The organism is Methylomonas sp. 2BW1-5-20, from assembly GCF_052474515.1.
Genome location: NZ_CP184127.1, coordinates 3,843,069 through 3,868,375, shown reverse-complemented (window position 1 = coordinate 3,868,375; position 25,307 = coordinate 3,843,069). Strand labels below are relative to the sequence as shown.

Annotated in this window: 19 protein-coding genes; 16 read left to right on the top strand and 3 right to left on the bottom strand. The window is 54.9% G+C overall.

Annotated elements, in window-relative coordinates:
• Nucleotides 1–86 precede the first annotated feature (86 nt).
• The 14 genes from pyrR (at nucleotide 87) to ACH50O_RS17740 (ending at nucleotide 20,417) form a co-directional block, all read left to right on the top strand.
• Nucleotides 87–608 carry a bifunctional pyr operon transcriptional regulator/uracil phosphoribosyltransferase PyrR gene (gene pyrR, locus ACH50O_RS17805; RefSeq protein WP_446809091.1) on the top strand — a complete coding sequence of 174 codons (522 nt, stop codon included), beginning with the start codon at nucleotides 87–89 and terminating at the stop codon, nucleotides 606–608.
• Nucleotides 605–1,570, top strand: a complete 966-nt coding sequence (locus tag ACH50O_RS17800) for an aspartate carbamoyltransferase catalytic subunit (protein WP_446809090.1) — start codon at nucleotides 605–607, stop codon at nucleotides 1,568–1,570. The genes pyrR and ACH50O_RS17800 overlap by 4 nt, the downstream gene beginning before the upstream one ends.
• Nucleotides 1,567–2,856, top strand: a complete 1,290-nt coding sequence (locus tag ACH50O_RS17795) for a dihydroorotase (RefSeq protein WP_446809089.1) — start codon at nucleotides 1,567–1,569, stop codon at nucleotides 2,854–2,856. Before ACH50O_RS17800 ends, ACH50O_RS17795 begins: the two co-directional genes overlap by 4 nt.
• 67 nt (nucleotides 2,857–2,923) lie before the next feature.
• Entirely contained in the window at nucleotides 2,924–3,628 is a 705-nt protein-coding gene (locus ACH50O_RS17790) for an LOG family protein (RefSeq protein ID WP_446809088.1), read from the top strand.
• A gap of 67 nt (nucleotides 3,629–3,695) precedes the next feature.
• Nucleotides 3,696–4,682: an AAA family ATPase gene (locus ACH50O_RS17785; RefSeq protein WP_446809087.1), complete on the top strand. Its 987-nt coding sequence runs from the start codon at nucleotides 3,696–3,698 to the stop codon at nucleotides 4,680–4,682.
• Complete coding sequence (locus tag ACH50O_RS17780) at nucleotides 4,682–5,596, top strand: DUF58 domain-containing protein (protein WP_446809086.1); 915 nt, start codon at nucleotides 4,682–4,684, stop codon at nucleotides 5,594–5,596. The genes ACH50O_RS17785 and ACH50O_RS17780 overlap by 1 nt, the downstream gene beginning before the upstream one ends.
• A gap of 7 nt (nucleotides 5,597–5,603) precedes the next feature.
• Complete coding sequence (locus tag ACH50O_RS17775) at nucleotides 5,604–9,749, top strand: EAL domain-containing protein (RefSeq protein WP_446809085.1); 4,146 nt, start codon at nucleotides 5,604–5,606, stop codon at nucleotides 9,747–9,749.
• A gap of 18 nt (nucleotides 9,750–9,767) precedes the next feature.
• Nucleotides 9,768–10,235, top strand: coding sequence for a DUF4381 domain-containing protein (locus ACH50O_RS17770; protein ID WP_446809084.1), 468 nt, complete (start codon nucleotides 9,768–9,770; stop codon nucleotides 10,233–10,235).
• Nucleotides 10,232–11,218, top strand: a complete 987-nt coding sequence (locus ACH50O_RS17765) for a vWA domain-containing protein (RefSeq protein ID WP_446809083.1) — start codon at nucleotides 10,232–10,234, stop codon at nucleotides 11,216–11,218. The genes ACH50O_RS17770 and ACH50O_RS17765 overlap by 4 nt, the downstream gene beginning before the upstream one ends.
• A complete protein-coding gene (locus ACH50O_RS17760) occupies nucleotides 11,215–12,993 on the top strand; it encodes a vWA domain-containing protein (protein ID WP_446809082.1) in 1,779 nt (592 codons plus the stop codon). The genes ACH50O_RS17765 and ACH50O_RS17760 overlap by 4 nt, the downstream gene beginning before the upstream one ends.
• 85 nt (nucleotides 12,994–13,078) lie before the next feature.
• Nucleotides 13,079–14,377 (top strand): hemolysin family protein, encoded by a 1,299-nt coding sequence (locus ACH50O_RS17755; protein WP_446809081.1) that lies wholly within the window; start codon nucleotides 13,079–13,081, stop codon nucleotides 14,375–14,377.
• 76 nt (nucleotides 14,378–14,453) lie between these two features.
• Nucleotides 14,454–15,590: an efflux RND transporter periplasmic adaptor subunit gene (locus ACH50O_RS17750; RefSeq protein ID WP_446809080.1), complete on the top strand. Its 1,137-nt coding sequence runs from the start codon at nucleotides 14,454–14,456 to the stop codon at nucleotides 15,588–15,590.
• Between the two features lie 3 nt (nucleotides 15,591–15,593).
• Entirely contained in the window at nucleotides 15,594–18,719 is a 3,126-nt protein-coding gene (locus ACH50O_RS17745; RefSeq protein WP_446809079.1) for an efflux RND transporter permease subunit, read from the top strand.
• A gap of 12 nt (nucleotides 18,720–18,731) precedes the next feature.
• Nucleotides 18,732–20,417 carry a BatD family protein gene (locus ACH50O_RS17740; protein ID WP_446809078.1) on the top strand — a complete coding sequence of 562 codons (1,686 nt, stop codon included), beginning with the start codon at nucleotides 18,732–18,734 and terminating at the stop codon, nucleotides 20,415–20,417.
• A gap of 45 nt (nucleotides 20,418–20,462) precedes the next feature.
• Here the strand turns inward: ACH50O_RS17740 and nudE are convergent, their stop codons facing one another.
• Nucleotides 20,463–21,014 carry an ADP compounds hydrolase NudE gene (gene nudE / locus ACH50O_RS17735; protein ID WP_446809077.1) on the bottom strand — a complete coding sequence of 184 codons (552 nt, stop codon included), beginning with the start codon at nucleotides 21,012–21,014 and terminating at the stop codon, nucleotides 20,463–20,465.
• 88 nt (nucleotides 21,015–21,102) lie between these two features.
• Nucleotides 21,103–22,614 (bottom strand): methyl-accepting chemotaxis protein, encoded by a 1,512-nt coding sequence (locus ACH50O_RS17730; RefSeq protein WP_446809076.1) that lies wholly within the window; start codon nucleotides 22,612–22,614, stop codon nucleotides 21,103–21,105.
• 232 nt (nucleotides 22,615–22,846) lie between these two features.
• Between ACH50O_RS17730 and yrfG the strand changes: the two genes are divergently transcribed.
• Nucleotides 22,847–23,503: a GMP/IMP nucleotidase gene (yrfG, locus tag ACH50O_RS17725; RefSeq protein ID WP_446809075.1), complete on the top strand. Its 657-nt coding sequence runs from the start codon at nucleotides 22,847–22,849 to the stop codon at nucleotides 23,501–23,503.
• On the opposite strand, the gene rhlB is transcribed toward yrfG, so the two are convergent.
• Nucleotides 23,442–24,782 (bottom strand): ATP-dependent RNA helicase RhlB, encoded by a 1,341-nt coding sequence (rhlB, locus tag ACH50O_RS17720; RefSeq protein WP_446809074.1) that lies wholly within the window; start codon nucleotides 24,780–24,782, stop codon nucleotides 23,442–23,444. The two genes, yrfG and rhlB, sit on opposite strands and share 62 nt — an antisense overlap.
• Nucleotides 24,783–24,883: 101 nt before the next feature.
• On the opposite strand from rhlB, the gene trxA reads away from it, so the two are divergent.
• Complete coding sequence (trxA, locus tag ACH50O_RS17715; protein ID WP_446809073.1) at nucleotides 24,884–25,210, top strand: thioredoxin TrxA; 327 nt, start codon at nucleotides 24,884–24,886, stop codon at nucleotides 25,208–25,210.
• The last annotated feature ends 97 nt before the right edge of the window (nucleotides 25,211–25,307 follow it).

The following is a 25,307-nucleotide window of genomic DNA, read 5'->3' as shown; positions in this document are numbered from 1 at the left end:
AAACGGTTTGGGCTTCTGCCTTTCCTCCCGCCTGTTTCGCCTTTTGTCTAAATTTTATAATAATAAGATTCCCACTCTAATTCGCCATGCCAATCGCTACTCTCAATATCGACATCCTGCTCGACAACCTGGAAGCGGCGATTCGCCAACAGATTGTCGATAGAAAATTACATAATCCGTTACTGATAGGCATTCACAGCGGCGGGGCCTGGATTGCCCGGCACATTCACCAACGCTTAGGGCTGACAGAGACGCTGGGCTTATTGGATATTACTTTTTATCGCGACGATTTTTCGCAAATCGGCATGCATCCCAAGGTCAAGACCAGCCAACTGCCGCCTCATCTGGAAGGCCGTGACATCATCTTGATCGACGACGTGTTTTACACCGGCCGCACCATCCGCGCTGCTCTGAACGAGATTTTCGATTACGGCCGCCCCAATCAAGTAGTGTTGGCGGTATTGATCGAGCGCAACGGCCGGCAGATTCCGCTACAACCGGATTGTTGCGGCATCCGCATCGATCTGGCCGGCGATCAGCGTATCAAACTGACCGGCCCCGACCCGCTGGGCATCGAGATTCAATCCCCGCAGGTGGCGGCGGCATGACCCGGCATATCCAGCTTACCGAGCAAGGCAAGCTCAAGCATTTCCTGACCATCGAAGGACTGGACAAACAGCTGCTGACCGAGATTCTGGATACCGCCGAATCGTTTGCCGGTATGTCCGAACATCAGGTCAAAAAGGTGCCCTTGCTGCGCGGCAAGACCATCGTCAACCTGTTTTTCGAGAACAGTACTAGGACCCGGACCACTTTCGAACTAGCCGCCACCCGGCTGTCGGCGGACGTGCTAAGCATGAATATCGCCACCTCCGCCACCTCCAAGGGCGAGAGTCTGCTGGACACCATCCATAATCTGGAAGCGATGCATGTGGACATGTTTGTGGTTCGCCATGCCCTCAGTGGTGCCGCGCATTTCATCGCCCAACATACCGCGCCGCATATCAGTGTGATCAATGCCGGCGACGGCCAGCATGCCCATCCCACCCAGGCGATGCTGGATATGTTCACGATCCGGCAACATAAGAAACAATTCGAGGGTCTGAAAGTGGCTATCGTCGGCGATATTCTGCATTCGCGGGTGGCGCGTTCGCAGATTCTGGCTTTAAACACCTTGGGTGTTGCCGAAGTTCGGGTGATTGCGCCAAAGACATTGCTGCCGGCACAAGTCAAAACCATGGGCGTAATACCCATGCACGATATGGACGAAGGGTTGGATGATGTGGATGTGGTCATCATGCTGCGTTTGCAAAAAGAACGCATGAACTCGGCGTTTTTGCCTAGCGAAAGCGAATTTTTCCGCTGCTTCGGTTTGACCGAAGCCAAGCTTAAACACGCCAAAGCCGATGCTATCGTAATGCACCCGGGACCGATCAATCGGGGCGTGGAGATTGCCTCCAGCGTCGCCGACGGCCCGCAATCGGTGATCCTGCAACAAGTCAGCAATGGCGTCGCGGTGAGAATGGCGATTATGTCGATGGCCATGCACAGTCAGGGAGGTACGGCATGACCAAGATTTTGATTAAAAACGGCCGTATCATCGACCCCGCTAATAACATCGACGCCGTTGGCGCTGTGTGCATTGCTGACGGCAAGATCGTCTCTGTGCTGGAGCAAGCCGCCGATTTCACGGCCGAGCAGATCATCGATGCCGGCGGCCAGATCGTCTGCCCCGGCTTTGTCGATCTTAGTGTGCGCTTGCGCGAACCCGGTCATACACAGAAAGGCAATATCCTCAGCGAAACCCGGGCCGCGCTTAGCGCCGGCGTCACCTCGCTGTGTCTGCCGCCGGATACCAAGCCCTGCATCGATAGCCCGGCGGTAGTCGAGTTCATCAAGGACAAGGCCGAAAAGGCCGACTACCCGCAAATCCACAGCATCGGTGCATTGACACAGCGCTTGGCCGGAACCGAACTGAGCGCGATGTTCGCGCTGAAGCAGGCCGGCTGTATCGCCGTCAGCAATGCCAGCGAGCCGCTCGGCAATCTGTTGATATTGCGGCGGGCGATGGAATACGCCAGCAGTCACGATTTATTGTTGATGTTCCGTGCCAATGAAGCGGCTTTGTCCGGCAAGGGCTGTGCGCACGAAGGCGCGGTAGCCAGCCGTTACGGTTTGCCCGGCATCCCGGAAGCCGCCGAATCCATCGCGTTGGCCCAATGTCTGGAGTTGGCCGAATTGACCGGCTGCCGGGTACATATCAGCCAAATCAGCTGTAAGCAATCGGTGATCAAGTTACAACAAGCCAAGAAATACGGCCTGGATGTCACGGCCGACGTGGCGATTCAGCAATTGCATCTGACCGAAGACAACATTACTCCGTTCGACAGTAATTACCATGTCATGCCGCCGCTACGTAGCGCCATCGATCGCCAGTACTTACGCGAAGGGCTGGTTAACGGTACCATCGATGCGATTTGTTCGGATCACCAGCCGCACGATCTGGATGCCAAGCTGGGTGCGTTTCCGGAAACCGAACCGGGGGTCGCCTCGTTGGAAACTCTGCTGCCGCTCAGCCTGACGTTAACTCAGCAACATCGCATTGGCCTGTCGCAAGCCATTGCCGTGCTAACCTGCAAGCCGGCGCAGATTTTGGGTCTGGCTAGTGGGGCGCTGACGCCGGGGTTTAACGCAGATGTCTGTATTTTCGATCCTCAAGCCAGTTGGCAAGTCAACCGCGACAATTGGCGCAGTGCCGGTTGTAATACGCCGTATTGGCTGCAGACCCTGACCGGGCGCGTGACCCATACCTTGCTGGCCGGTAAAATCGTTTACCGCCTGTCGGAAGCATCGTGAAATTCGCTCCGGCAAAGCAAAAATCCCTCCCTATGCATGGAGCGTTGTGCTCGTTAAGGAATAAACCATGAGTTGCATCAAGAACCGCCGCAGCGACGGCGCGGCTTCATCCAGTATCATCGACGACCTGAAAGGCGATCAGTCCTGGCGGATTTTTCGCATCATCAGCGAATTTACCGAAGGCTTCGACGAACTGTCCGGTTTGTGCGACGCGATTTCGATTTTCGGTTCCGCTCGTTTGCCCCCAGAGCATTTTTATTATCAAAAAACCGTGGAACTGGCGGAAATGCTCAGCAAGGAAGGGTTTGCGGTCATCAGCGGCGGCGGGCCCGGCGTGATGGAAGCCGCCAACAAAGGTGCCATTCTGCACGATCAACCGTCCATCGGTTTGAACATCGAATTGCCGATGGAGCAAAAGCCCAATCCGTACCAAAATATTTCGCTGAATTTTCGTTATTTTTTCGTACGCAAGGTGATGTTCGTGCGTTATTCGATCGGTTACGTCTGTATGCCGGGCGGTTTCGGTACTTTGGACGAGTTCTTCGAAGCCTTGACCTTGATGCAAACGCATAAGATTTATCCGATTCCGCTAGTATTGTTCGGTACCGATTTCTGGAGCGGGCTGATGGATTGGATGAAAGCCAAGATGCTGGAATACGGCACCATTTCCGAAGAAGATTTAAAGCTGATCACCGTAACCGACGATCCGCAAAAAGTAGTCGACATCATGGTTGCCCATCGCGAATGGAAAGATCTGCAGCGGAAAAATTGAGCGCCACGCAACTTTCAGGCCTTAACCCAGTCGAAGACTCATCAAATTTTAGGACTTTTTTATTAACATGACTGCGACAAGTCTCAGCTCCAGCCAAACCGCTTTACAACAACTCAAATCCCATATCAACACCCAGATCATAGGCCAGGAAGTACTGGTGGAACGGATGTTGATCGCCCTGCTGGCCGATGGCCACCTATTGGTGGAAGGCGCGCCAGGTTTGGCGAAGACCCGCGCGATTAACGTACTTAGCCAAGGCATAGAAGCCGATTTTCATCGGGTGCAATTTACCCCGGACTTGTTGCCTGCCGATTTGACCGGTACCGAAATTTACCGGCCGCAGCAAGGCAGTTTCGAATTCCAGAAAGGGCCGTTGTTTCATAATCTGATTCTGGCCGACGAAATCAATCGTGCTCCGGCCAAGGTGCAGGCCGCGTTGCTGGAAGCGATGGCGGAACGGCAGATCACGGTCGGCAAAGCCACTTATCCGCTGCCGCCTTTATTCATGGTGATGGCCACGCAAAACCCGATCGAGCAGGAAGGCACTTACCCGCTTCCGGAAGCGCAACTCGATCGATTTTTGCTGCATGTGAAAATCGATTATCCGAATGCCGAACACGAACAGGCGATTCTGCATCTGGCCCGCGCCGAAGCCAAGGGTGCCCTGCTGCATACCGGCAACGCCTTCGGGAAAATCAGCCAGCAGGCTTTGTTTGCGGCGCGCGGCGAAGTGCTGGATTTATATCTGGCGGACAGCCTGGAGCAGTATTTACTGCAAATCGTGCTGGCGACGCGCAATCCTGCCGCGTATGGTCAGGATTTGGCCGGCTGGATCGAATACGGCGCCAGTCCGCGCGCCAGTATCGCGCTGGATCGCTGTGCTCGAGCCAAGGCCTGGCTGCAACAACGCGACTTTGTCGATCCGGGCGACATTCAGGATATGGCGTACGATGTGTTGCGGCATCGTCTGATTTTGTCTTACGAAGCCGAAGCCGAAGGCATTACGCCGGACCACGTGATTAAAGAATTGATCGCCAGAATTGCGGTACCCTGATGAATAAGCCGCAAGCGGCCGGCAACCCCCGGGTTGAAGTTACTCTGAAAGCCTTGGTCGATCTGGCCAAGCCGGCCGGCATGCTCAGCTTGGGCCATGCCAATATCCGCGCGGCGCAAAGCGGCAATTATCTGTCGCATCTGAAGGGGCGCGGCATGGCTTTCGATGAAACCCGCTTATATCAACCCGGCGACGATGTGCGGCGGATGGATTGGCGGGTTACCGCGCGTACCGACAAACCGCATAGCAAAGTGTTTAAGGAAGAGCGGGAAAGACCAATGTTCATCGCGGTCGATTACCGCGCGACGATGGCTTTTGCCACGCGCGGCGTTTTCAAATCGGTACAGGCGGCCCGGCTGGCGGGTTTGCTGGCTTGGGCCGCTTTAAAGCAAGGCGACCGCATCGGCGGGCAAATTTTTAGCGAAGACGGTTGCCAGGAATTAAAACCGCAAACCGGTAAGCCGGCGTTGTTGCGGTTTTTTAACGCGCTGATCAACCCTGTCTATAGTGGAGGGGGAGTGTTCAATTTGGCGCAACCCCTGGCCAGATTGCTGCATCATGCCCGCCCCGGCAGCCGGGTGTATATCCTCAGCGATTTTCGCGGTATGAATAGCGCGGCCGAAAACCATTTGGCCAATTTGGCTCGGCATTGCGACGTGGTTTTGGTGCATATCGTCGACCCGCTGGAGAGCAGTTTGCCAAGCCAAGGCCGTTACCGCTTTACCGACGGCTGGCGCGAGATACTTATCGATAGCGGCGATAAACAACGACTGCAGGCCTATCGCCAGCGGTTTCAAGAACGGCAGCAGTATTTACAAAGTCTCGGCAACAAGCTGCGTTTGTTGTTGGTACCCTGCAGTACCCAGCAAGCGCCATTAGAGGCGCTGAACGGCTCGCGTTCCCGTCCGACTTAAGCGCCCCATGTCTTATATCAAATCTCCCGCTAGCGGTAACGCTCACTGTTTGCCTGGGTCAGGCGAAATAGGATTTGTCAGCCTGCCGGCGTTTTTGTTGCGGATTAGCTTGTTAACTCTGGCGATGTTTGCGGGGGGGTGGTGCGGCTTAAAAATGGTGATTCCGCCCGGATACGCCAGCCCGCTTTGGCCGCCGGCCGGTATTGCGCTGGCGGCGTTACTGATAGGCGGGCGAAAATTTTGGCCGGGTATCTGGCTGGGCGCCACGCTGAGTAATTTCGTGGCGGCAGCCGATTTTTCCGGACAATTGACGGCCGGCGGCGCGCTTTCCGCTTTCATCATCGGCGCCGGCAGCACGCTGCAGGTATTGACGGCCGTGGCATTGTCGAAAAAATACCTGCAGCCCGGCTTACCCAGGCTGGATAGTCCCGGTTTGATTTTGCGATTTTTAGTATTGACCGGACCGCTGGCTTGCTTGATAGCGCCCAGTGTCGGTATCTGCGCATTAAGCCTGATGAAGTTGATGCCTGTCTCGCAACTTTGGACGGCATGGCGCAATTGGTGGATAGGCGACAGTTTGGGGGTCATGATTGTTGCGCCTCTGCTGTTTTGCTATTTCGGCCGCCCGTTCGAACTCTGGCAAACCCGCCGCCTGAGTGTGGCCTTGCCGTTGTTGGGCATATTGATGGCTTTGATCTTGGTGTTTCTGCAGGTTTTTCAGGCCGAACGCGCGCGCATTCAGCAAGCCTTCGACAGCCGGGCCAGTGAAATAGACCGCTTATTGGTAGAGTATGCCGCGAACGTGATCGACAGTACCCTGAGTTTGCGCGATGTATTTCTGGCGTCCAGCGACGTGGACAGGGCGGAATTTACGGTATTTTCGCAGGGGATATTGCAACGTCATCCGGAAATACAGGCTCTGGAATGGCTGCCGCGTATCAGCCATGACGATTTGCCGGCCTTTGAAACTAAAGTCCGCGCCGAAGGTTTTACCGGCTTTCGTGTCACCGAACCCGGTGTCAACGGCGCGGCTGTATCCGTGACATCGCGGCCGGAATATTATCCCGTGATGTTTGTGGAGCCGATGACCGGTAATGAAAAAGCGTTCGGTCTGGACTCAATTTCCAATCCGTTAAGCCGGCAATCCAAGGAGATAGCGCGTCTTAGCGGTAAACCCAGCGCGTCGCAGGGCCTGATGCTGATGCAGCGCCAGGATTTACAGCCTGGTATTTTGGTGTCGATTCCGGTTTATAAAAATGCTCTCAATACCAATCCCGCAGCCTTAAAAGGCTTTGTGTCGGCGGTGATTCTGCCGGTTCGCATGGTCGAAATCGTCACCAAGGGGCTTAACGTCGACAGCCTGGGTATCCTTATCCAGGATCTTGGTGCGGTGGACGGACCATCCTTGCTGTTTAATAAACCGCTGCTGAATCCGATAGCCAAGAACTACGAGCTGCGGAAATGGCAACGCCAATTTACTTTTGTCGATCGTAATTGGCAGATTACGATTACACCCGATAGTCGATTCATCATCGAACAAGGCTCCTCGCTGCCCTGGATTACTCTAATCGGCGGTTTGTCCTTCACCAGTTTGCTCAGCATCCTGCTGCTGACTGTCAGCGGCAGGGCCGCATCGGTGCAAGCCTTGGTGGACGAACGTACCCGAGAGTTGGAGTGCGCCGTCGCGGAGCTGGAAGTCTCCGCCAACATCGCCCGGGAGTCGGAGTTGAAGTTGCGCACCGTCCTCGAATCGGAGCCGGAATGCGTGAAACTGCTGGCGCACGACGGCCGATTGTTGCAAATGAATCGTGCCGGCCTGGACATGATAGAAGCCGATAACTTGGAGCAAGCGCAACAAGGACGCATGGAGGATTTGGTGTTGCCCAAGTATCGCGAGGCCTTCAAAAAATTGAGCCGGCGCGTCTTTGCCGGTGCCTCCGGAACCCTGGAGTTTGAGATTGTCGGTCTGAGGGGCCGCCAACGTTGGTTCGATACCCATGCGGTGCCGATGCGCGATGCCGAAGGCAATATCACCGCCTTATTGGGCCTGACCCGCGACATTACCGAACGCAAGCAGGCGGAAGAGCATCTGAAACTGGCCGCGCGGGTATTCAGCGAAGCGCACGAAGGTATTTTGATCACCGATGCCGCCGCGACCATCATCGACGTGAATCCGACCTTTTGCGACATTACCGGCTATAGCCGCGAAGAAGTGATCGGCCGTAATCCAAGGATCTTGCAATCCGGCAAATACGGTCCGGATTTTTACCGGGATATGTGGCAGGCCTTGCGCGAGGCACAGCATTGGCAAGGCGAGTTGTGGAACCGGAAAAAAGACGGCGAGTTGTATGCGGAATGGCTGACGGTTTCCGCGCTGTGCGATACCGACGGTAACGTTACCCACTATGTCGGGCTATTCTCCGATGTCACGCAAGCCAAACAGCAGCAACAGCTATTGGAGTTGTTCGCCCATTACGATCCGCTCACGCGCTTGCCGAACCGGATTTTATTCGCCGATCGTCTGAATCAGGCCATAGCGCATTGTAAGCGCGAAAAATCGATGTTGGCGATCTGTTTTCTGGATCTGGACGGCTTCAAGCCGGTCAACGATCAATTCGGTCACGATGTCGGCGACCGGGTATTGGTGGAAGTGGCCGAGCGCATCAAAAACGTCATTCGCGAAGAAGACAGCGTTTCCCGGCATGGCGGCGACGAATTTGCCCTATTGCTGGGCGACGTGGATTCGATAGAGCAATGCGAACAAGCCATCATGCGTATTCATCGGGCGATTGCCCAGCCGTACTTAATAGGCGATCAGCCGATTGCGGTCGGCGCCAGTAGCGGTTTTACCGTCTATCCGCTGGACGACGCCGACGCCGACGCCTTATTGCGGCATGCCGACCACGCCATGTATCAGGCCAAATTGGCGGGCAAGAATCGTTGTCAGTTGTTCGACGCCAACCGCGACCAGCAGATCATTCATCGCCACCAGCAGTTGCGGGATATCGAAGCGGCGTTTTTGAACAATGAACTGCGTCTGTATTTCCAACCCAAGGTCGATATTAAAGCCGGCCGGGTTAGCGGTGTGGAAGCCTTGATTCGTTGGCAGCATCCCCAGCGCGGCATGGTGCCGCCGCTGGAGTTTCTGCCGGTGATCGCTTCTACCGATCTGGAAATTCGCATCGGCAATTGGGTTATCGCCCAAGCCTGCGAGCAGTTGGCGGGCTGGCATGCTAAGGGCTTACTGCTGGAAGTCAGCGTCAATATCTCTTCCTATCATCTGCTGTGGTCTGGTATCGGTGCCTATATTGAAAGCGTACTGCGCAGTTATCCGGAAATGGATGCCGGTTATCTGCAATTGGAAATTCTGGAAAGCACCGCGCTGGACGACTTGTCGGCAGTCAATCGGATTATCAAAAGTTGCCGGGAGCAGCTCGGTATCAGCGTGGCATTGGACGACTTCGGCACCGGATATTCGTCCCTGACCCATTTGCGGCATTTGTCCGTGGACACCGTGAAAATCGATCAGACTTTTGTGCGGGATATGCTGGACGATCCCGACGATTACGCCATTATCGAAAGTGTGATCGATCTGAGTCAGGCCTTTAGCCGGGAAGTGGTGGCGGAGGGCGTGGAAAGCCAGGAGCAAGGTATCGTATTGTTGTTACTGGGTTGTCATCTACTGCAAGGCTACGCGATTGCCCGGCCGATGCCGGCCGCGGCCATTGCCGACTGGGTCATCGCTTACCAACCGTTTAGCGATTGGCAGTTTTACGCGGAAGCCGAACTGTCGGCGGAACAAATTGCGATAGCAATCCGCCGCTTCGACACGCGGCAGTGGCTGCGGCGGGTGAAGGCCTGCCTGTTTGCCGGGGCGCAGGACGGCGGAAAAAACTGGCCCATCATGGATCCGCGTCGCACGCATTTGGGACGCTGGCTAAAGCAGGCGCAACAAGACAGGCTTTATGCGCAGGACTGGCTGGAACATGTCCAAGAGTTGCAGCGTCAATTGCATGTGCTGGCCGGGGAATTGCTACTGCGCCACGAGGCCGGCTATCGGGAAACCGCGCAGGCCGGCTTCGCGGAATTAGCGGCCATCCAACAACAAATCGACGACCAACTGATTTTGTATACCCAACTCCCCGCTTTATAAGCGTTGTAAATACTCAGTATGGAACCCTTGCCTTTAAAAGATATACATTTGCCCAGCCCGGTCAGTTTTTGGCCGCCGGCGCCGGGGTGGTGGTTATTGGCGGTGCTGTTGCCGCTATCGATAGTGGCGCTGCGGTATTTCTACAAACGCATTCGCCGCCAGACCGCGGTAAAAACGGCCGCCAAACTGTTGTCCGGTATTCGCCGGGATAGCGGGGCCGATGTCAGACAAACCCTGGTGGCGGTATCGGCATTACTGCGACGGGTGGCGATCAGCACAGCGCCGCGCGGCGATGTCGCCAGCTTGCGCGGCGAGGCTTGGTTGGCATATTTGGACCGGTCATTGGCCGATGAGCCGTTTAGTCGGGGGCCCGGCCGTTGCCTGGCCGACGGCCACTATCGGCAAACGCCGCCGGCCGAAACCGAGCTGGCGGCCTTGTTCGAACTATGCGAGCGCTGGTTGAAACAGCAGGCGAAACAACGATGATTGAATTACAGTGGCCCTGGTTGCTATGGTTTTTGCCGTTACCTCTACTGTTGCGTTGGTGGCTGCCGGAGCGAGCCGTTGCGCAACAAGCCGCATTGAAAGTACCGTTTCTGGACGATTTCGGTCCCAGCGAAACTCGGGTTGTCAGTAGCGACCGACGCTGGCCCTTGTGGCTGGCAGGCGTAGCCTGGCTGTGTCTGGTGTTGGCCGCGGCGCGCCCGCAGTGGCTAGGGGAACCTTTGGAGCAAGCGGTCAGCGGCCGCGACCTGATGCTGGCGGTGGACGTATCCGGCAGTATGCAGGAAGACGACTTTATCCTTGGTAAGGAACGCGTGGACCGATTAACCGCGATCAAACACGTGGCGGGCGATTTTATTCAGCGCCGGATCGGCGATAGGCTGGGTTTGATCCTGTTCGGTACGCAGGCGTATCTGCATGTGCCGTTGACCTTTGATCGCAAGACCGTGCAAATTCTGCTTAACGAAGCGTTTATCGGCATCACCGAGGATGAGCCGAAAACCTCGATCGGCGATGCGATCGGCTTATCGATCAAACGCCTGCAAGAGCAAAAGGATGCCAGCCGGGTATTGATTTTATTGACTGATGGCGCCAATACCGCCGGTGAACTGATGCCGTTGAAAGCCGCCGAACTGGCTGCGGAACATAAGCTGAAAATCTACACGATAGGCATCGGCGCCGACGAAGTGTTGGTGCGCAGTTTGTTCGGTACGCGCCGGGTCAACCCCTCCGCCGATCTGGACGAAAAAACCCTGACCGCGATTGCCGACACTACCGGCGGCCATTATTTTCGCGCCCGCAATACCGAAGAACTGGAACGGATTTACCGGATGCTGGATCAATTGGAACCGGTGGAAAAAGACAAACAATATTTCCGGCCGCGTAGCGAATTGTTTTTCTGGCCACTCGGTTTGGCATTGTTATTGACGGGATGGTTAACGCTGACCAGATTGAGGTGGTCATGAGTCTTGCCGATTTTCACTTTCTGCGGCCCTGGTGGTTGCTGGCTTTATTGCCAGCAGCCTTGTTTTTGCTGTTGCTGGTCCGTCATCGGCAAGGGCGCGGCAACTGGAGCGAGATTTGCGATGCCGAATTGCTGCCTTTTATTTTGCAGGACAAACCGTCGCCGCAATCGCGTGGCCATTTGCTCGGCGCCGGCCTTGCCGTGCTGTTGACCATAATCGCGCTGGCCGGTCCGACCTGGCAGCGTTTGCCCGGCCCGGCGTTTAGGAACGATGCGGCTTTAGTGATCGCGTTGGATTTGTCTAAATCCATGGATGCCGCCGACATCAAACCCTGCCGTATCGGCAAGGCCCGCTACAAAATCGCCGATTTGCTGAAGCAACGCAAGGATGGTCAGACGGCGTTGTTGGTCTACGGTGGCGATGCCTTCACCGTGACGCCGCTGACCAACGATATCGCTACCATCGATAGCCAGTTGACGGCATTGACTACCGACATCATGCCCAGTCCCGGCAGCAATACCGGCATCGCGCTGAACAAGGCCACGGAGTTGCTACGGCAAGCCGGGCTGGTCAAGGGCCATATATTGCTGGTCACCGATGGCGTTGATGCCGGTGTGGCGGAACAGGCCGAGCAGTGGGTGGGCGACTACCGGGTTTCCGTACTGGCGGTAGGCACGGCCGAAGGCGCGCCGATTCAAATACAGGGCGGCGGATTTCTGAAAGATCGCAATGGCACCATCGTCGTAGCGAAACTGGAAGAAGCCGCGTTGTCGATGCTGGCTCAGCGCGGCCGGGGTATTTATCAAGCGGTGACGGCCGGCGACGAGGATGTCGAGAACCTCGGGCGCTTGTTCAATAGCGCCGATGCCGACAGCAAAAGTTTGGATAGTAATCTGTTGTTGCAACAATGGGATGAAAAAGGCCCTTGGTTGTTACTGTTGGTGTTGCCGTGGGCGGCTTTGCAATTTAGAAAAGGTCTGTTATTGGCATTGCTGTGTTTATTGCCGTTGCCGAAGAATAGCTACGCGCTGGATTGGCAAAGCCTATGGCAAACGCCCGATCAACGCGCCAAGCAGGCTTTCGAGCAACAACAATATCAACAAGCCGCCGAGCAGTTCGGCAATCCGGACTGGCGCGCCGCTGCGCAATACAAGGCCGGACAATATCAAGAAGCCGCCGAAACCTTAAAAAACACCCAGACAGCGGAAGGCCATTACAATCGCGGTAATGCGCTGGCCCAGGCCGGTCAGTTGCAAGAGGCTTTGCAAGCCTATCAACAGGCGTTAAAACTCGACCCAAAGCATCAGGATGCCCAGTACAACAAGGACCTTGTCGAGAAGAAACTGAAAGAACAGGAACAACAAAAGCCGCAGGATAATCCGCAACCGGAAAAGCAAGAGTCGTCCGAGCAGCAAAAGCCCCAGCAAGATCAGCAATCCGGCCAGTCGGATGCCGACAAACAGCAAAACCAAAAACAGGAAGAAAACCGGCAATCGCAAGCCAAACAGGATGCCGAACAGAAAAAATCGGCCGAGGATAAACAGCAGGCCGAGGCCGATGCCAAACCCGCGGATCAGCCTAAGCCCTCTAGGCCGGAACAGGAGCGGGCCGAACAAGCAAAAGCCGAGGCGGAGACCGAAAAAAACGAAACCGAGCGGGCTAACGAACAATTATTAAAACGCATACCCGATGAGCCGACCGGTTTGTTAAAGCGCAAATTCAAGTATCAATACGGCCAACGCAACCGGTCGGGCCAGTCCGGACCGGACTGGTAAGCGATGCAAGGGCGCGCGGCCGATACGTTTGCCGTCGTCGGGATTTCGCGATAAGCAATTCCACTGTAACCGAGACAATTAGCGCATGGATATTGGTCTGATACTGATTTTGGTCCTGATAAACGGCGTGTTTGCGATGTCGGAAATGTCGCTGGTGTCTTCCGGGCTGGCGCGGTTGCAAAAACTGGCGGCCGAAAAACGCGCGGGCGCCCGCGCGGCACTTAAATTACACAAAGATCCTTCGCGCTTCCTGTCCACGGTGCAGGTGGGCATAACCTCGGTGGGTATTCTCAGCGGGGCGTTGGGCGAAGCCGCCTTGACCGAGCCATTACGCCGGCAATTGGCGAGTTTTCCGTTGTTGGCACCCCATGCCGAAACTATCGCGCTGATAGCGACGGTGGTGTTAATCACCTATTTTTCCGTGGTGGTCGGCGAACTGGTGCCGAAGCGTCTGGCCTTGTTGCGTCCGGAGCCGATTGCCGTGGTGATTGCCCGGCCGATGAACGCACTGTCTCTGATTGCCAGTCCTCTGGTCTGGCTGTTGTCTTCCTCCAGCACGCTGTTGTTGCGCATTTTCGGTGCGCATCAACCGCCGCAAACCAGCGTTACCAACGAAGAAATTAAGTTATTGATGGAGATCGGCGCCGAATCCGGCGTATTTCACGCCAGCGAGAGTCATCTGGTTGGTAACGTTTTGCAACTCGACGAGCAGCGACTCGGTGCGGTAATGACTGCAAGGCAGCAGATTTTTGCGGTGGATCTGAATGACGATGAAACGGCGCAGCGCGCCAAAATCGCCGATTGTCCGTATTCCAGAGCGGTGGTCTGTCGAAGCGGTCTGGAAAATGTGGTAGGAATATTGCATCGCCGGGATCTATTGAAGCCGGCTATGGCCGGTGAAGCATTGGATATCGTGTCTATTCTGCATGCGCCGCTGTATGTGTTGGAATCGATGACACTGAGCCAGTTGCTGGAGTATTTCCAGGAAAAACGGGCCGATCTGGCGTTGATCGTCGACGAATACGGCGATATTGAGGGCCTGGTAACACTGAGCGATGTGTTGAAAGCCATCGTCGGGCATTTGCCTAGCCGCACCAATCTGGATATCGATGTGGTGCAGCGGGCCGATGGCTCGTGGTTGGTGGATGGCGGTTTGTCGATTCAACGCATGAAGTCGGTGATCGGCATGGCGGTTAATTTACCCGGCGAGGCCGAGAACGACTACCACACGGTTGGCGGCTTCATCCTGTTTTATCTGGAAAAAATCCCGCAGGTAACCGATGCCTTCGAATTTGGCGACTGGCGTTTTGAAATCGTCGATATAGACGGGACTCGCATCGATAAGGTTTTGATCAGTCCGAGGTTGGTTGAGCAGTCGGTGTAGCATCGGCGCTTATGTCAGGGGTTATGGCCCTCCTTACCCATAGTTTTATAAATATCGTTTATTTACAGGAACCATCATGAAACCTAAGGACCAGATTACGTCCCGCCCCACACTGTTGCCGGAAGCGCTGCTATTACTGTGTTTTGCGCTGCCGGCCGTCGGCGCGGATTTAAAACCGGTTCTCGATGCTTCCCCCGCTTTGTTGAAGTTACTGAGCATCGCGGAGGTCAAACCCAGTGAAGTCAGCGAGTCGTTGAATTTATCGGCTAGGGTGGAATTGGATCAGCACAAGGTCGCCCGCATCGGCGCCTCGGTGACCGGGCGGATTACCGAAATCAATGCCATGCTTGGCCAAAACGTGAAGAAAGGCGAACGTCTGGCCTTATTGAATAGTACCGAATTGAGCCAGGCGCAATCGGATTACTTAAAGGCTACGTCGCAGGTTAATTTGCGGCGCATTACCGTAAAACGTGCCGAACGCCTGTTGGAAAGCGGTGTGATTGCCGAAGCCGAATTGCAGGAACGCCAAGGCGTATTGACGGAAGCGGAAGTCGATTTGCGCGCCGCCAGCGACCGCTTGCGGGTGATGGGCATGAGCGAAGCGGATTTGAAACGCCTGGATACGCAGCGCAGCATCCATTCCTTCTCGCCGGTCACCGCCAGCATCGACGGCGTGGTGATTGAGCGTAACGTCGCCATCGGCCAGGTAGTGCAACCCGCCGACAGTTTGTACACGGTGGCGGATTTATCGCGGCTGTGGCTGGTCGCGGAAATTCCCGAACAACAAGCGCATTGGGCGCGGCAAGGCGACAAAGTGTTGGCCGAGGTGCCGGCTCTGCCGGGTCAGGAAGTCAGCGGCAAGCTGATTTACGTGGCCGATCTGGTCGATGCCGATACCCGTACCGTGACAGTGCGAATGGAGCTGGCCAATCCGCAGCGGCTGTTTAAACCGCAAATGCTGGCTACTCTGAAAATCAGCAAACCGGGCTCGCAAACGCTTGTAGTACCCAGTCAGGCGGTGGTACGCGACAACGACAAGGATTATGTGTTCGTACAAACCGGTCCGGCACGGTTCGAATTGCGGCCGGTACGCTTGGGTAGCGAGGAAGCGCAAAAACGGCCGCTGCTGGAAGGCTTGAAAGCCGGCGAGCAGATTGTGGTGAATGGGGCTTTTCATTTGAATAACGAGCGTTTGCGCGGCACTTTGGAGTAAGCAATGATCAACGGATTGATAGAGGCCGCCCTGCAGCAACGTATTCTGGTGGCGGTCCTGGCGGTGGCGCTTACCTTGTTGGGTGCCCGCGCGGTGCGGGATTTGTCGGTGGATGCCTTTCCGGACGTGACCAATATTCAGGTGCAAATCGCCACCGAAGCAAGTGGCCGCTCGCCGGACGAAGTTGAGCGTCTGGTTACAGTGCCGCTGGAAATCGCGATGGCCGGCCTGCCCGGACTGGAAGAAATGCGCTCGATGAATAAAAACGGCTTGTCGCTGATCACGCTGATTTTCACCGACAGTACCGAGGTCTATTTCGCCAGGCAATTGGTGATGGAGCGGCTGATCGAGGTCAAACAGCAAATGCCGGACGGTGTGAATCCGGTATTGGGTCCGGTTTCCACCGGTTTGGGCGAAGTCTATCAATATACGCTGGAGCGCGACGACGATGGCCGGAAGGCCTTGAGCCAGGAAGAATTGCAACAGCGCCGCGAAGCGCAGGACTGGGTGGTCAGACCCTTGCTGCGCGGCATTCCCGGTGTCGCCGAAATCAATTCTCAGGGCGGTTACGTCAAACAGTATCAGGTGTTGGTGGATCCCAACCGCCTGCATCATTACCGGATTTCCTTGAGCGAAGTGTTCGAGGCGCTGGCCCGCAATAACGCCAATAGCGGCGGCGGCGTGCTGCCGCATTATGCCGAGCAATATCTGATTCGCGGCGTCGGTTTGATTAACGATGTCAACGATATAGGCAATATCGTCTTGAAAGAAGAAAACGCCGTGCCGGTGCATATGCATGATGTCGCGGAAATCGAAATCGGCCACGAAGTGCGGGCCGGGGCGGTGATTAAGGACGGTTATACCGAATCCGTGGGCGGCATCGTCATGATGTTGCGTGGCGGCAATGCGAAGGAAGTGGTGGACCGGATCAAACAGCGGGTCGCGGAAATCAATGTCAAGGGCATGCTGCCCAACGATTTGAAGATCGTCTCCTATTATGATCGTAGCGATCTGGTCGATGCGGCCTTGCACACGGTAACCAAGGTATTGCTGGAAGGTATCGTGCTGGTGGTCATCGTGTTGTTCCTGTTTCTAGGCGATGTGCGTTCCAGTTTGATCGTGGTCAGTACCTTGATCGTCACGCCGCTGGTCACTTTTATCGCGATGAATCAGTTAGGCCTGTCCGCCAATCTGATGTCACTGGGTGGTTTGGCCATCGCAATCGGCTTGATGGTGGACGGCTCGGTGGTGGTGGTGGAAAACGCGTTCCGGCTGCTGGGCGAGCGTAAGGGTCGCGCCACCAGCCGGGTGCGGGTGGTACAGACCGCCGCGCAGGAAGTGGCGACACCGGTGCTGTTCGGCGTCGGTATCATCGTGCTGGTATTTTTGCCGCTGATGACCTTGCAAGGCATGGAAGGCAAGATGTTCGCACCGCTGGCGTATACCATCGCGATTGCCTTGCTGATTTCGCTGGTGGTGTCGCTGACGTTGTCGCCGGTCCTGTGCGCGTTTCTGCTGGAGGGGCATGACGGCGAACACGACACTCGGCTAATCGCCTTCATCAAACGGATTTATCTGCGCATACTGGACTGGGCCATGGCCAATAGGCTGAAAGTGGTCGGCGGGGCGGTGGCGGTATTTGTTGCCACCGTGGCATTGTTGCCGCTGCTGGGTACTTCGTTTATCCCGGAAATGAGGGAAGGGTCCATCGTGCCGGGTATTAACCGGATGCCGAATATTTCCCTGGAGGAAAGCATTAACGTGGAAATGCAGGCGATGAAGATGGTGATGGAAATTCCCGGCGTCAAAACCGTGGTCAGCGGCGTGGGGCGCGGCGAAAGCCCGGCCGATCCGCAAGCGCAAAACGAATCCACGCCTATCGTCACATTGAAACCGCGGGAAGAATGGCCGAAAGGTTGGACTCAGGACGATATTGCCGACGCGATGAGTGCCAAACTGACCGAAAACCTACCAGGCATGCAGGTGGTGATGGCGCAACCGATTTCGGACCGGGTGGACGAAATGGTTACCGGTGTGCGTTCCGACGTGGCGGTAAAAGTGTTCGGCGACGATCTGGCCGAGCTGAAACGGCTGGCGGACACGATAGCGGGTGTGGCAAACGCCGTCAGCGGTGCCCGCGATATTCGTGTCGAACGTCTGACCGGCCAGCAATATTTGAACATCACGGTGGATAGACAAGCCATCGCCCGTCACGGCTTGAATGCCGCGGACATTCACGATGTGATCGAAACCGCGATAGCCGGCAAGGTGGCTACCGAGATTTATCAGGGCGAGCGGCGCTTTTCGGCGGCGGTGCGTCTACCCGAGCAATTTCGGAATAATATCGGCGCAATCGATGCGTTGATGCTGACGTCCGCGAATGGCGCACGTGTGCCTTTGGGCGACGTTACCAAGATTACGTTGAACGACGGTCCGGCCTTGATCAACCGCGAGATGGGCAAGCGCCGTATTGTGGTGGGTATCAACGTCCGCGATCGGGATTTGGGCGGCTTCGTTGCCGAATTGCAAAAAGCCGTGGCGGATAAGGTGACGCTGCCGGAAGGCTATTATCTGCAATGGGGTGGCCAATTTCAGAATATGGAGCGGGCCTTGGGCCATTTGCAGATGATTATCCCGGTTACGATCGCGGCGATTTTCTTCTTGCTGTTTATGCTGTTTAAATCGCTGCGCTTCGCTGCCTTGATCATTTTGGTGCTGCCGTTTGCGTCGATAGGCGGCATCATCACCTTGTTTCTCAGCGGCGAGTATCTGTCGGTGCCGGCCTCGGTGGGGTTTATCGCTTTGTGGGGCATTGCGGTGCTGAACGGCGTGGTACTGGTATCGTATATCCGTTCGCAGCGCGAAAGCGGCCTGAGTCTGGCGTATGCAATACGCCGCGGCTGCGAACAACGCTTCCGTCCGGTGATGATGACCGCGACCGTAGCCTTGCTGGGTTTGGTGCCGTTTTTGTTTGCGATCGGTCCCGGTTCCGAGGTGCAAAAACCCTTGGCTATCGTGGTAATCGGCGGTTTGATCAGTTCGACCCTGCTGACACTGGTGGTATTGCCGGTGTTATACGGCTGGTTCGACGATAGGCATGATATTCATAAACCTTTTTCGATGAAGTAAATGATCAACTTTATGCATAGATATTTTTACGCGCAAATCTTGTTCAGTCTGTTAATGCTGCCGACGGCCGGGATCCTGGCGGCGGAGATACAAGTTGCAGTCGATCACAATCCGGTCGGCATCAACGAATCGTTTCAGATCACCTTTAGTGCCAGCGAAGAACCGGACGGCAACCCCGATTTCGCGCCGTTGCGGGAAAATTTCGAAATCGTCAATCAGCAGCGCAGCAGCAGTTCGTCGTGGGTGAACGGTAAAAGCAGCCGTAACGAGCAATGGGTAGTCAATGTGATGGCCAAGCAGGCGGGCGAATTATTGATTCCGCCTATCGCTTTCGGTGCGGACAGCAGCAAGCCGTTGACGGTGAAGGTAACCGAAAACGCCGCGACTCCGCAAAGCCAGGACGAGATATTTCTGGAGGTGGCGGCGACGCCGGACCATCCCTACGTGCAGTCGCAGGTGTTGTATACGCTAAAATTATTCCGCAAGGTGCAGATTACTCAGGCCAGTCTCAGCGAGCCGGAAATTAAGGACGCCCTGGTGGAAAAACTGGGCGAGGACAGCACTTATGCTACCCAGATCAAGGGTGTGGATTATTGGGTGACCGAACGCAAGTATGCGATTTTTCCGCAGCAAAGCGGCGTGTTTACCATTGCGCCGTTGATTCTGAACGCCGAATACATTAGTAGCCAACGCCAACCGCGCTTCAACGGCTTCTTCAACCGGCCCGACACGGAAAATCGCCGGGTCGCTTCGAAAGCGCTTACTTTAACCGTGCAGGCGGTGCCGTCCAGTTTCAAGAGCCCGAATTGGCTGAGCGCGGAATCCCTGCAACTTAACGAAACGTGGTCCGGGGCCGGCCTGCAAGTCAAAGTCGGCGAGCCGTTGACGCGGACGTTGACGCTGACTGCCAAAGGTTCGACAGTCGGGCAATTACCCGAGCTATTGGGTAAAACGGCTATCGACGGCATTAAAACCTATCCCGATCAACCCTTGCTAAAAGAAGATAAGCAAAGCGACGGCCTGACGGCGGTACGCGAGGAAAAAATCGCCTTCATCCCATCCAAGCCCGGCGAATACACGCTACCTGCATTGGAAGTTGCCTGGTTTAATACCAAAACCCAGAAAGTCGAAACTGCCCGCTTACCCAGTGTAAAGATTACTGCGTTGGCTAGCGGCGAATCGGCGCAGGCGGCGACGCCACAAGCCGCCATCGCGCCGCCGGCACCGGCAAGCGAAGTCGGCCTCGCTTCGCCAATCACGGTCACGTCCGATGCCGATACCCGTTTTTGGCAGGCAGTTTCGGCAATGTTGGCGCTGGGCTGGTTGTTGACCGGTGTATTGTTGTACCGCCGTCCTTCAGTCAAGCCTAGTTCGGCCAAAAACAGCGGATTGTTGGCGGAAAACGCGGTGGAGAAGGCATTAAAACGCGCTTGCTGGGAAAATAAGCCGCAAGCGGCCAAGCAGGCTTTGTTGCAATGGGGGAAAGCCGAGTTTGCGGTGGACAGTCTGGCCGCGCTGGCGGGCCATTGCTCGCCGGCTTTGCATGCCGAAATTCTGGCATTGAACCGTCTGTTGTATTCCGGTCAGAACCAGGATTGGCAAGGTCAGAATCTATGGCAAGCGTTTACCGATAATCCGGCGGCGCTGGCGAATACCGGGGCAGCTGACGACGGTTTGGAGCCTTTATATAAAATCTAACACTCAAAGCCGGTAAGTATCGACTTAGCGGCGTCGCGCTATTAGCTAGGTACGATTATTTAAATGCTCCAAAGCCAAGTACAGCGCGGCAATCGAGCGGGCTTCGCTGCACTCGCCGCTGGCCAGCAAGGTATCGATGCGTTTCAGCGGCCAAGGTACCACTTGCAATTCTTCCGGTTCGTCGCCGACCAATTTTTCCGGATAGAGGTCTTCGGCCAGAATGATGTCTATGGTGTGTTCCAAATAAGCCGGTGCCAGCGATACCCGATGCAGATGGCGTAATTTGACCGCGCCGTAACCGATTTCCTCTTTCAATTCCCGGTTCGCGGCGTCCAGCATATTTTCGCCGGCATCGAGTTTGCCTTTCGGTAAACCCAATTCGTAGCGATGGATGCCGGCGGCATATTCCCTAACCAGCAGCACCGTGTCGGGGTCCAGCATCGGCACGATCAGCACTGCGCCATTGGCCGAATTGCGAGCCAAGCGTTCATATTGACGACGCTCGCCATTGCTGAACTCCAAATCCAGCGCTTCAATACAGAACTGGCGCGTTTGGGCGAGGACGGTCTGTTTGAGGATTTTCGGTCTGTTGGGCATCGGCTGTTTTGGCAACGCGGTTTATGGAAGTTTATAGCGTCGTCTAAGATATGTCGGCAGCTAGTCTGTCGCTAGTATGCCCGACTCTTCAGCCGTCCGCCAACTTGAAAAAGCCGACTATATCTTGTAGTTGTTCGGCTTGGCCGTTTAGTTCTTCCGCCGTGGCCGCCATCTCTTCGGAAGCTGCCGCGTTTTGTTGGGTTACTTTGTCTAGCTGCCGCATCGCTTGGTTGATCTGATTGATGCCGGCGGACTGTTCGGCGGAAGCGGTATTGATCTTCTGCACTAACTCAGCGGTTTTAACGATATCGGGTAACACATTGCTGATTAGTCCTCCCGCTTTCTCGGCAATTGCCACGCTATTGGATGCCAGTGTGTTGATTTCTTCGGCCGTGGTGCGGCTGCTTTCCGCCAGTTTGCGCACTTCCGCGGCGACTACCGCGAAACCTTTGCCGTGTTCGCCGGCCGAGGCGGCTTCGATGGCGGCATTTAAGGACAATAGATTGGTTTTGTAGGCGATGTCTTCGATCAAACCGATTTTTTTGGCGATATGTTTCATGGCCTTGACGGTTTCGATCACCGCTTCGCCGCCTTGCTTGGCTTCGCTCGCTGATTTGCCTGCCATCTGTTCCGTAATATGGGCGTTTTCGGCGTTGTGCTGAACCGAAGCGCTAAGCTGTTCGATGGAGCTGGTAGTCTCGTCGACACTGGCGGCTTGCTGGGTAGTAGCTTGGCTGATCGATTGGGCAGTGGCGCTGACTTCTTTGGACGCCGAGCTCAATACATCGGCATTTCCCAACACTTGCCTGACCACGTCGCTCAGTTGATCGCGCATGGTTTTTAAATCATATAGCAAGCTGGATTGGTCGCCGTCCCGCAGTTCGATAGCGACGGCAAGATCGCCGGCCGACATGGTTTTCACCGCATCGGCGGCATATCCTGGTTCGCCGCCAAGCTGCTTCATCAAACCGCGGGTTATCAGATATCCGGCCATGCTACCGATAATGACTGATATAACCGCCAACAGGGCAATTAGGTTCACGCTTTGCTTAACGGTTTGTTTGGCCTCCACCCCGGATTTTTCCATAAGTACGGTTTGAAATGCAATCAACGCAGTTACCGAATTTAGATAAGTGGTTTGTAGTTTGCGGACTTCAGTCAGCAGAAATTCCGCGGCTTCTTGCTGCTTCCCTTCGTCGGCCAGTTTGATAAATTGGTCTTGCGCGGCAATGTAAGGCGTGCGGGCTTCCATGACTTTGCTTAGCGCGGCTTTGCCTTCGACGCTGCTGATAGTCTGGTCGAGTTTGTCCAGGTTTTCCTTGATAACCTTACGAGCATCCCGGATGCGGCCCAATTCCTTTTCTATGGTGGCTTTATCTTTTACAATCAGCGTGTTGCGCATGGATCGGGCAATGATATTAATGTTATCGATGACATTATTGGCCCAAACCGTTTTCGGAAATTTGTCGTTGACCATGTTATCGATATTGGCCAAAAGATTGTTCATGCCATAGATACTTATGCCGGAGATAATTGCCAACAGCAGCAGTACTCCGCCAAACCCCAGGCCCAAACGGGTCCTAACTTTCAAGGTGCTCATTGTTAACTCCTAGCTACGGGATGTCATAACGAAAACGCGGTAAAACTTTTAAACTTTCTCCCATTAGACATTAAGCCTAGCTTAACTTCCGGGTTTTCCGGTTAGAATTAAAACGATACCGGCCTGTGTATGCCCACGCTCGATGCGATGCATATGTTTCGCGATGGTGGCCTGGTCAGTGTGGATAGTTGCGACTCGGCGATATGTCGAGCTTTTACAAGGAAAAACGGCGATGCTCGACTGGAACCAAATCGATACCGTGCTGCTGGATATGGATGGCACCTTACTGGATTTGAATTTCGATAATCATTTTTGGCAGGAGTTTGTGCCGTTGCGCTTTGCCGAGTTGCACGGCCTGTTGCTCGATGAAGCCAAACGGCAGTTGGCGCCGCGGTTTAAAGCGATGGAGGGCAAATTGGAGTGGTATTGCCTGGATTTTTGGAGTACGGAGCTAGCGTTGAATATCGCCGGATTGAAGCAGGAATTGGCCGGTTTGATTGCGGTGCACCCCCATGTCACCGAATTCTTGGATGCGGTGCGAGCCAGCGGCAAGCGCTTATTACTGGTGACGAACGCGCATCGCGACAGCTTGAATCTTAAGATGGAAAAAACCTGTCTACATCAATTTTTCGACGAAATTATTTCGTCGCACGATTTTGGTTTTGCCAAGGAGCAGCAAGGTTTTTGGCAGATCCTGCAAGACAAACATCTGTTTGAAAAGGATAGAACGCTGCTGGTGGACGATAGCGCTGCCGTATTGACGTCCGCTCGGACTTTCGGCATTGCTTATCTGGTGTCGATCAGCAAGCCGGATAGTCAGCGGCCGGTCAGGCAGGTTGCTGAGTTTGCGGCGGTGGAGGATTTTCGGGCGTTGATGCCTGGTTTGTAGCGGGTGCGGGACGCGGCGCCCTGTGTTCTCTGGGTTTGTGCTCAGAACGCGGCGGGCGTTTGTCACGCTGCATGACCCGTTCACGCGGTTCGCGGCGTTCCGGTTTTATCACGTCTTCCACCATCAATTCCGGGGTGATGGTTTGCACCGGCACTTTTTCGCCGATGTAGTCTTCGATGTCCGGCATCGAGTAAGCGTATTCCTCGCAAATGAAGCTGATAGCCTCGCCGCTGGCGCCGAAACGGGCGGTACGGCCGATGCGATGCACGTAATCCTCGACATCCTGCGGCAAGTCGTAGTTGAACACATGCGACACATCGGGGATGTGCAAACCACGCGCGGCGACGTCGGTAGCAATTAATAGCGTTACCCGGTTTTCTTGGAAATCGTTGAGCAGGCGCTGGCGTTTTTCCTGCGGTACGTCGCCGCTGAGCATAGCGGTTTTATGGCCGTTGGCTTGCAGATAATCGTCCAGCTGTTCAGCGCAACGTTTGGTGTTGACGAAGACGATGCTGCGCTGCGGTTGATGCTGCTTCAGCAAGCCCAGTAACAGCGGGATTTTTTGTTCGTTGGCCGGGCAGTAAGCTACCTGATTGATGGCTTTGGATGTGACTTCCTCGGATTCGATGCGAATCAGTACCGGATTGTTCATGTGCTCGTAGGCCAGTTCGGTGACTTTGTAGGACAGTGTGGCCGAAAACAGCATGTTTAAACGTTTTTCCGCGGGCGGCATGCGGCGCAGCAGGAAGCGGATGTCTTTAATGAAGCCCAAATCGAACATGCGGTCGGCTTCGTCCATCACGGTGACTTGAATATTGTCCAGCGTAAAAGCGCCCTGCCGGTAAAAATCAATGATGCGGCCCGGCGTGCCGATGATAATGTCGACATTGCCTTTGATTTTATCCAACTGTTTTTGGTAGTCGGTGCCGCCGTAGATCAGCGCAAACTTCAGGTTCAGATACTTGCTCAAGGCCACTGCGTCTTTGTGTATCTGGATCGCCAGCTCGCGGGTCGGTGCCAGGATTAAAGCGCGCGGATTCTTGATTTTTTCGCTTTCGTCGTTGATCAGATGCTGAAAGGTCGCCAGCAGAAACGTGGCGGTTTTGCCGGTGCCTGTTTGGGCCTGGCCGGCAATGTCTTTGCCCCTTAACGACAAGGGCAAGGATTTATCCTGAATGGGTGTGCAGTTGATGAATCCTGCTTCTTTCAGACCTTTGATGATGGAGTCGGACAGCTCCAAATTGCTAAAACGCGTTTCCGTCAAATGTGTTTTCTTCATAGCGCGATAGGATAAACTAAAAAGCCGCGCGGTTGAAATCGATTGACAATTAAAGCGCGGCGAAACTATAGTCTTGACTTTGTAAACTAATGGAGAATGGCGTGAGCGACCTAGTCCTTCATGTATCAGATGCTGATTTTAATGAAACTGTGTTGAAATCCGGTGCGCCGGTGTTGGTCGATTATTGGGCGGAGTGGTGCGGGCCCTGCAAGATGATTGCCCCGGTTTTGGATGAAATTGCATCCGAATATCAAGGCAAACTCACTGTTGCCAAATTGAATATCGACGAGAATCCTAAAACTCCGCAACACTACGGTGTGCGTGGCATTCCGACCTTGATGATTTTCAAGGGCGGCGAAGTGGAAGCGACCAAAGTCGGTGCGTTAACCAAATCTCAGTTGGCTGCGTTTATCGATAGCAACATCTAAATCAGCTGAATCAACCGGATTTATTAAAAATGTTTTTGATAAGTCCGGTTATTGCGCTAAAATTTTCTCCGCTTGCTTCTTCGCATCCTGAACATCC

Excerpts from the sequence above, each read along its gene's own strand:
- ACH50O_RS17770 (WP_446809084.1), top strand. The coding sequence starts at position 9,768 with ATGGAACCCTTGCCTTTAAAAGATATACATTTGCCCAGCCCGGTCAGT.
- ACH50O_RS17740 (WP_446809078.1), top strand. The coding sequence starts at position 18,732 with ATGCATAGATATTTTTACGCGCAAATCTTGTTCAGTCTGTTAATGCTG.
- ACH50O_RS17745 (WP_446809079.1), top strand. The coding sequence starts at position 15,594 with ATGATCAACGGATTGATAGAGGCCGCCCTGCAGCAACGTATTCTGGTG.
- yrfG (WP_446809075.1), top strand. The coding sequence starts at position 22,847 with ATGCTCGACTGGAACCAAATCGATACCGTGCTGCTGGATATGGATGGC.
- nudE (WP_446809077.1), bottom strand. The coding sequence starts at position 21,014 with ATGCCCAACAGACCGAAAATCCTCAAACAGACCGTCCTCGCCCAAACG.
- ACH50O_RS17780 (WP_446809086.1), top strand. The coding sequence starts at position 4,682 with ATGAATAAGCCGCAAGCGGCCGGCAACCCCCGGGTTGAAGTTACTCTG.
- ACH50O_RS17750 (WP_446809080.1), top strand. The coding sequence starts at position 14,454 with ATGAAACCTAAGGACCAGATTACGTCCCGCCCCACACTGTTGCCGGAA.
- ACH50O_RS17730 (WP_446809076.1), bottom strand. The coding sequence starts at position 22,614 with ATGAGCACCTTGAAAGTTAGGACCCGTTTGGGCCTGGGGTTTGGCGGA.
- ACH50O_RS17755 (WP_446809081.1), top strand. The coding sequence starts at position 13,079 with ATGGATATTGGTCTGATACTGATTTTGGTCCTGATAAACGGCGTGTTT.
- ACH50O_RS17800 (WP_446809090.1), top strand. The coding sequence starts at position 605 with ATGACCCGGCATATCCAGCTTACCGAGCAAGGCAAGCTCAAGCATTTC.
- ACH50O_RS17765 (WP_446809083.1), top strand. The coding sequence starts at position 10,232 with ATGATTGAATTACAGTGGCCCTGGTTGCTATGGTTTTTGCCGTTACCT.
- ACH50O_RS17785 (WP_446809087.1), top strand. The coding sequence starts at position 3,696 with ATGACTGCGACAAGTCTCAGCTCCAGCCAAACCGCTTTACAACAACTC.
- ACH50O_RS17775 (WP_446809085.1), top strand. The coding sequence starts at position 5,604 with ATGTCTTATATCAAATCTCCCGCTAGCGGTAACGCTCACTGTTTGCCT.
- pyrR (WP_446809091.1), top strand. The coding sequence starts at position 87 with ATGCCAATCGCTACTCTCAATATCGACATCCTGCTCGACAACCTGGAA.
- ACH50O_RS17760 (WP_446809082.1), top strand. The coding sequence starts at position 11,215 with ATGAGTCTTGCCGATTTTCACTTTCTGCGGCCCTGGTGGTTGCTGGCT.
- rhlB (WP_446809074.1), bottom strand. The coding sequence starts at position 24,782 with ATGAAGAAAACACATTTGACGGAAACGCGTTTTAGCAATTTGGAGCTG.
- ACH50O_RS17795 (WP_446809089.1), top strand. The coding sequence starts at position 1,567 with ATGACCAAGATTTTGATTAAAAACGGCCGTATCATCGACCCCGCTAAT.
- ACH50O_RS17790 (WP_446809088.1), top strand. The coding sequence starts at position 2,924 with ATGAGTTGCATCAAGAACCGCCGCAGCGACGGCGCGGCTTCATCCAGT.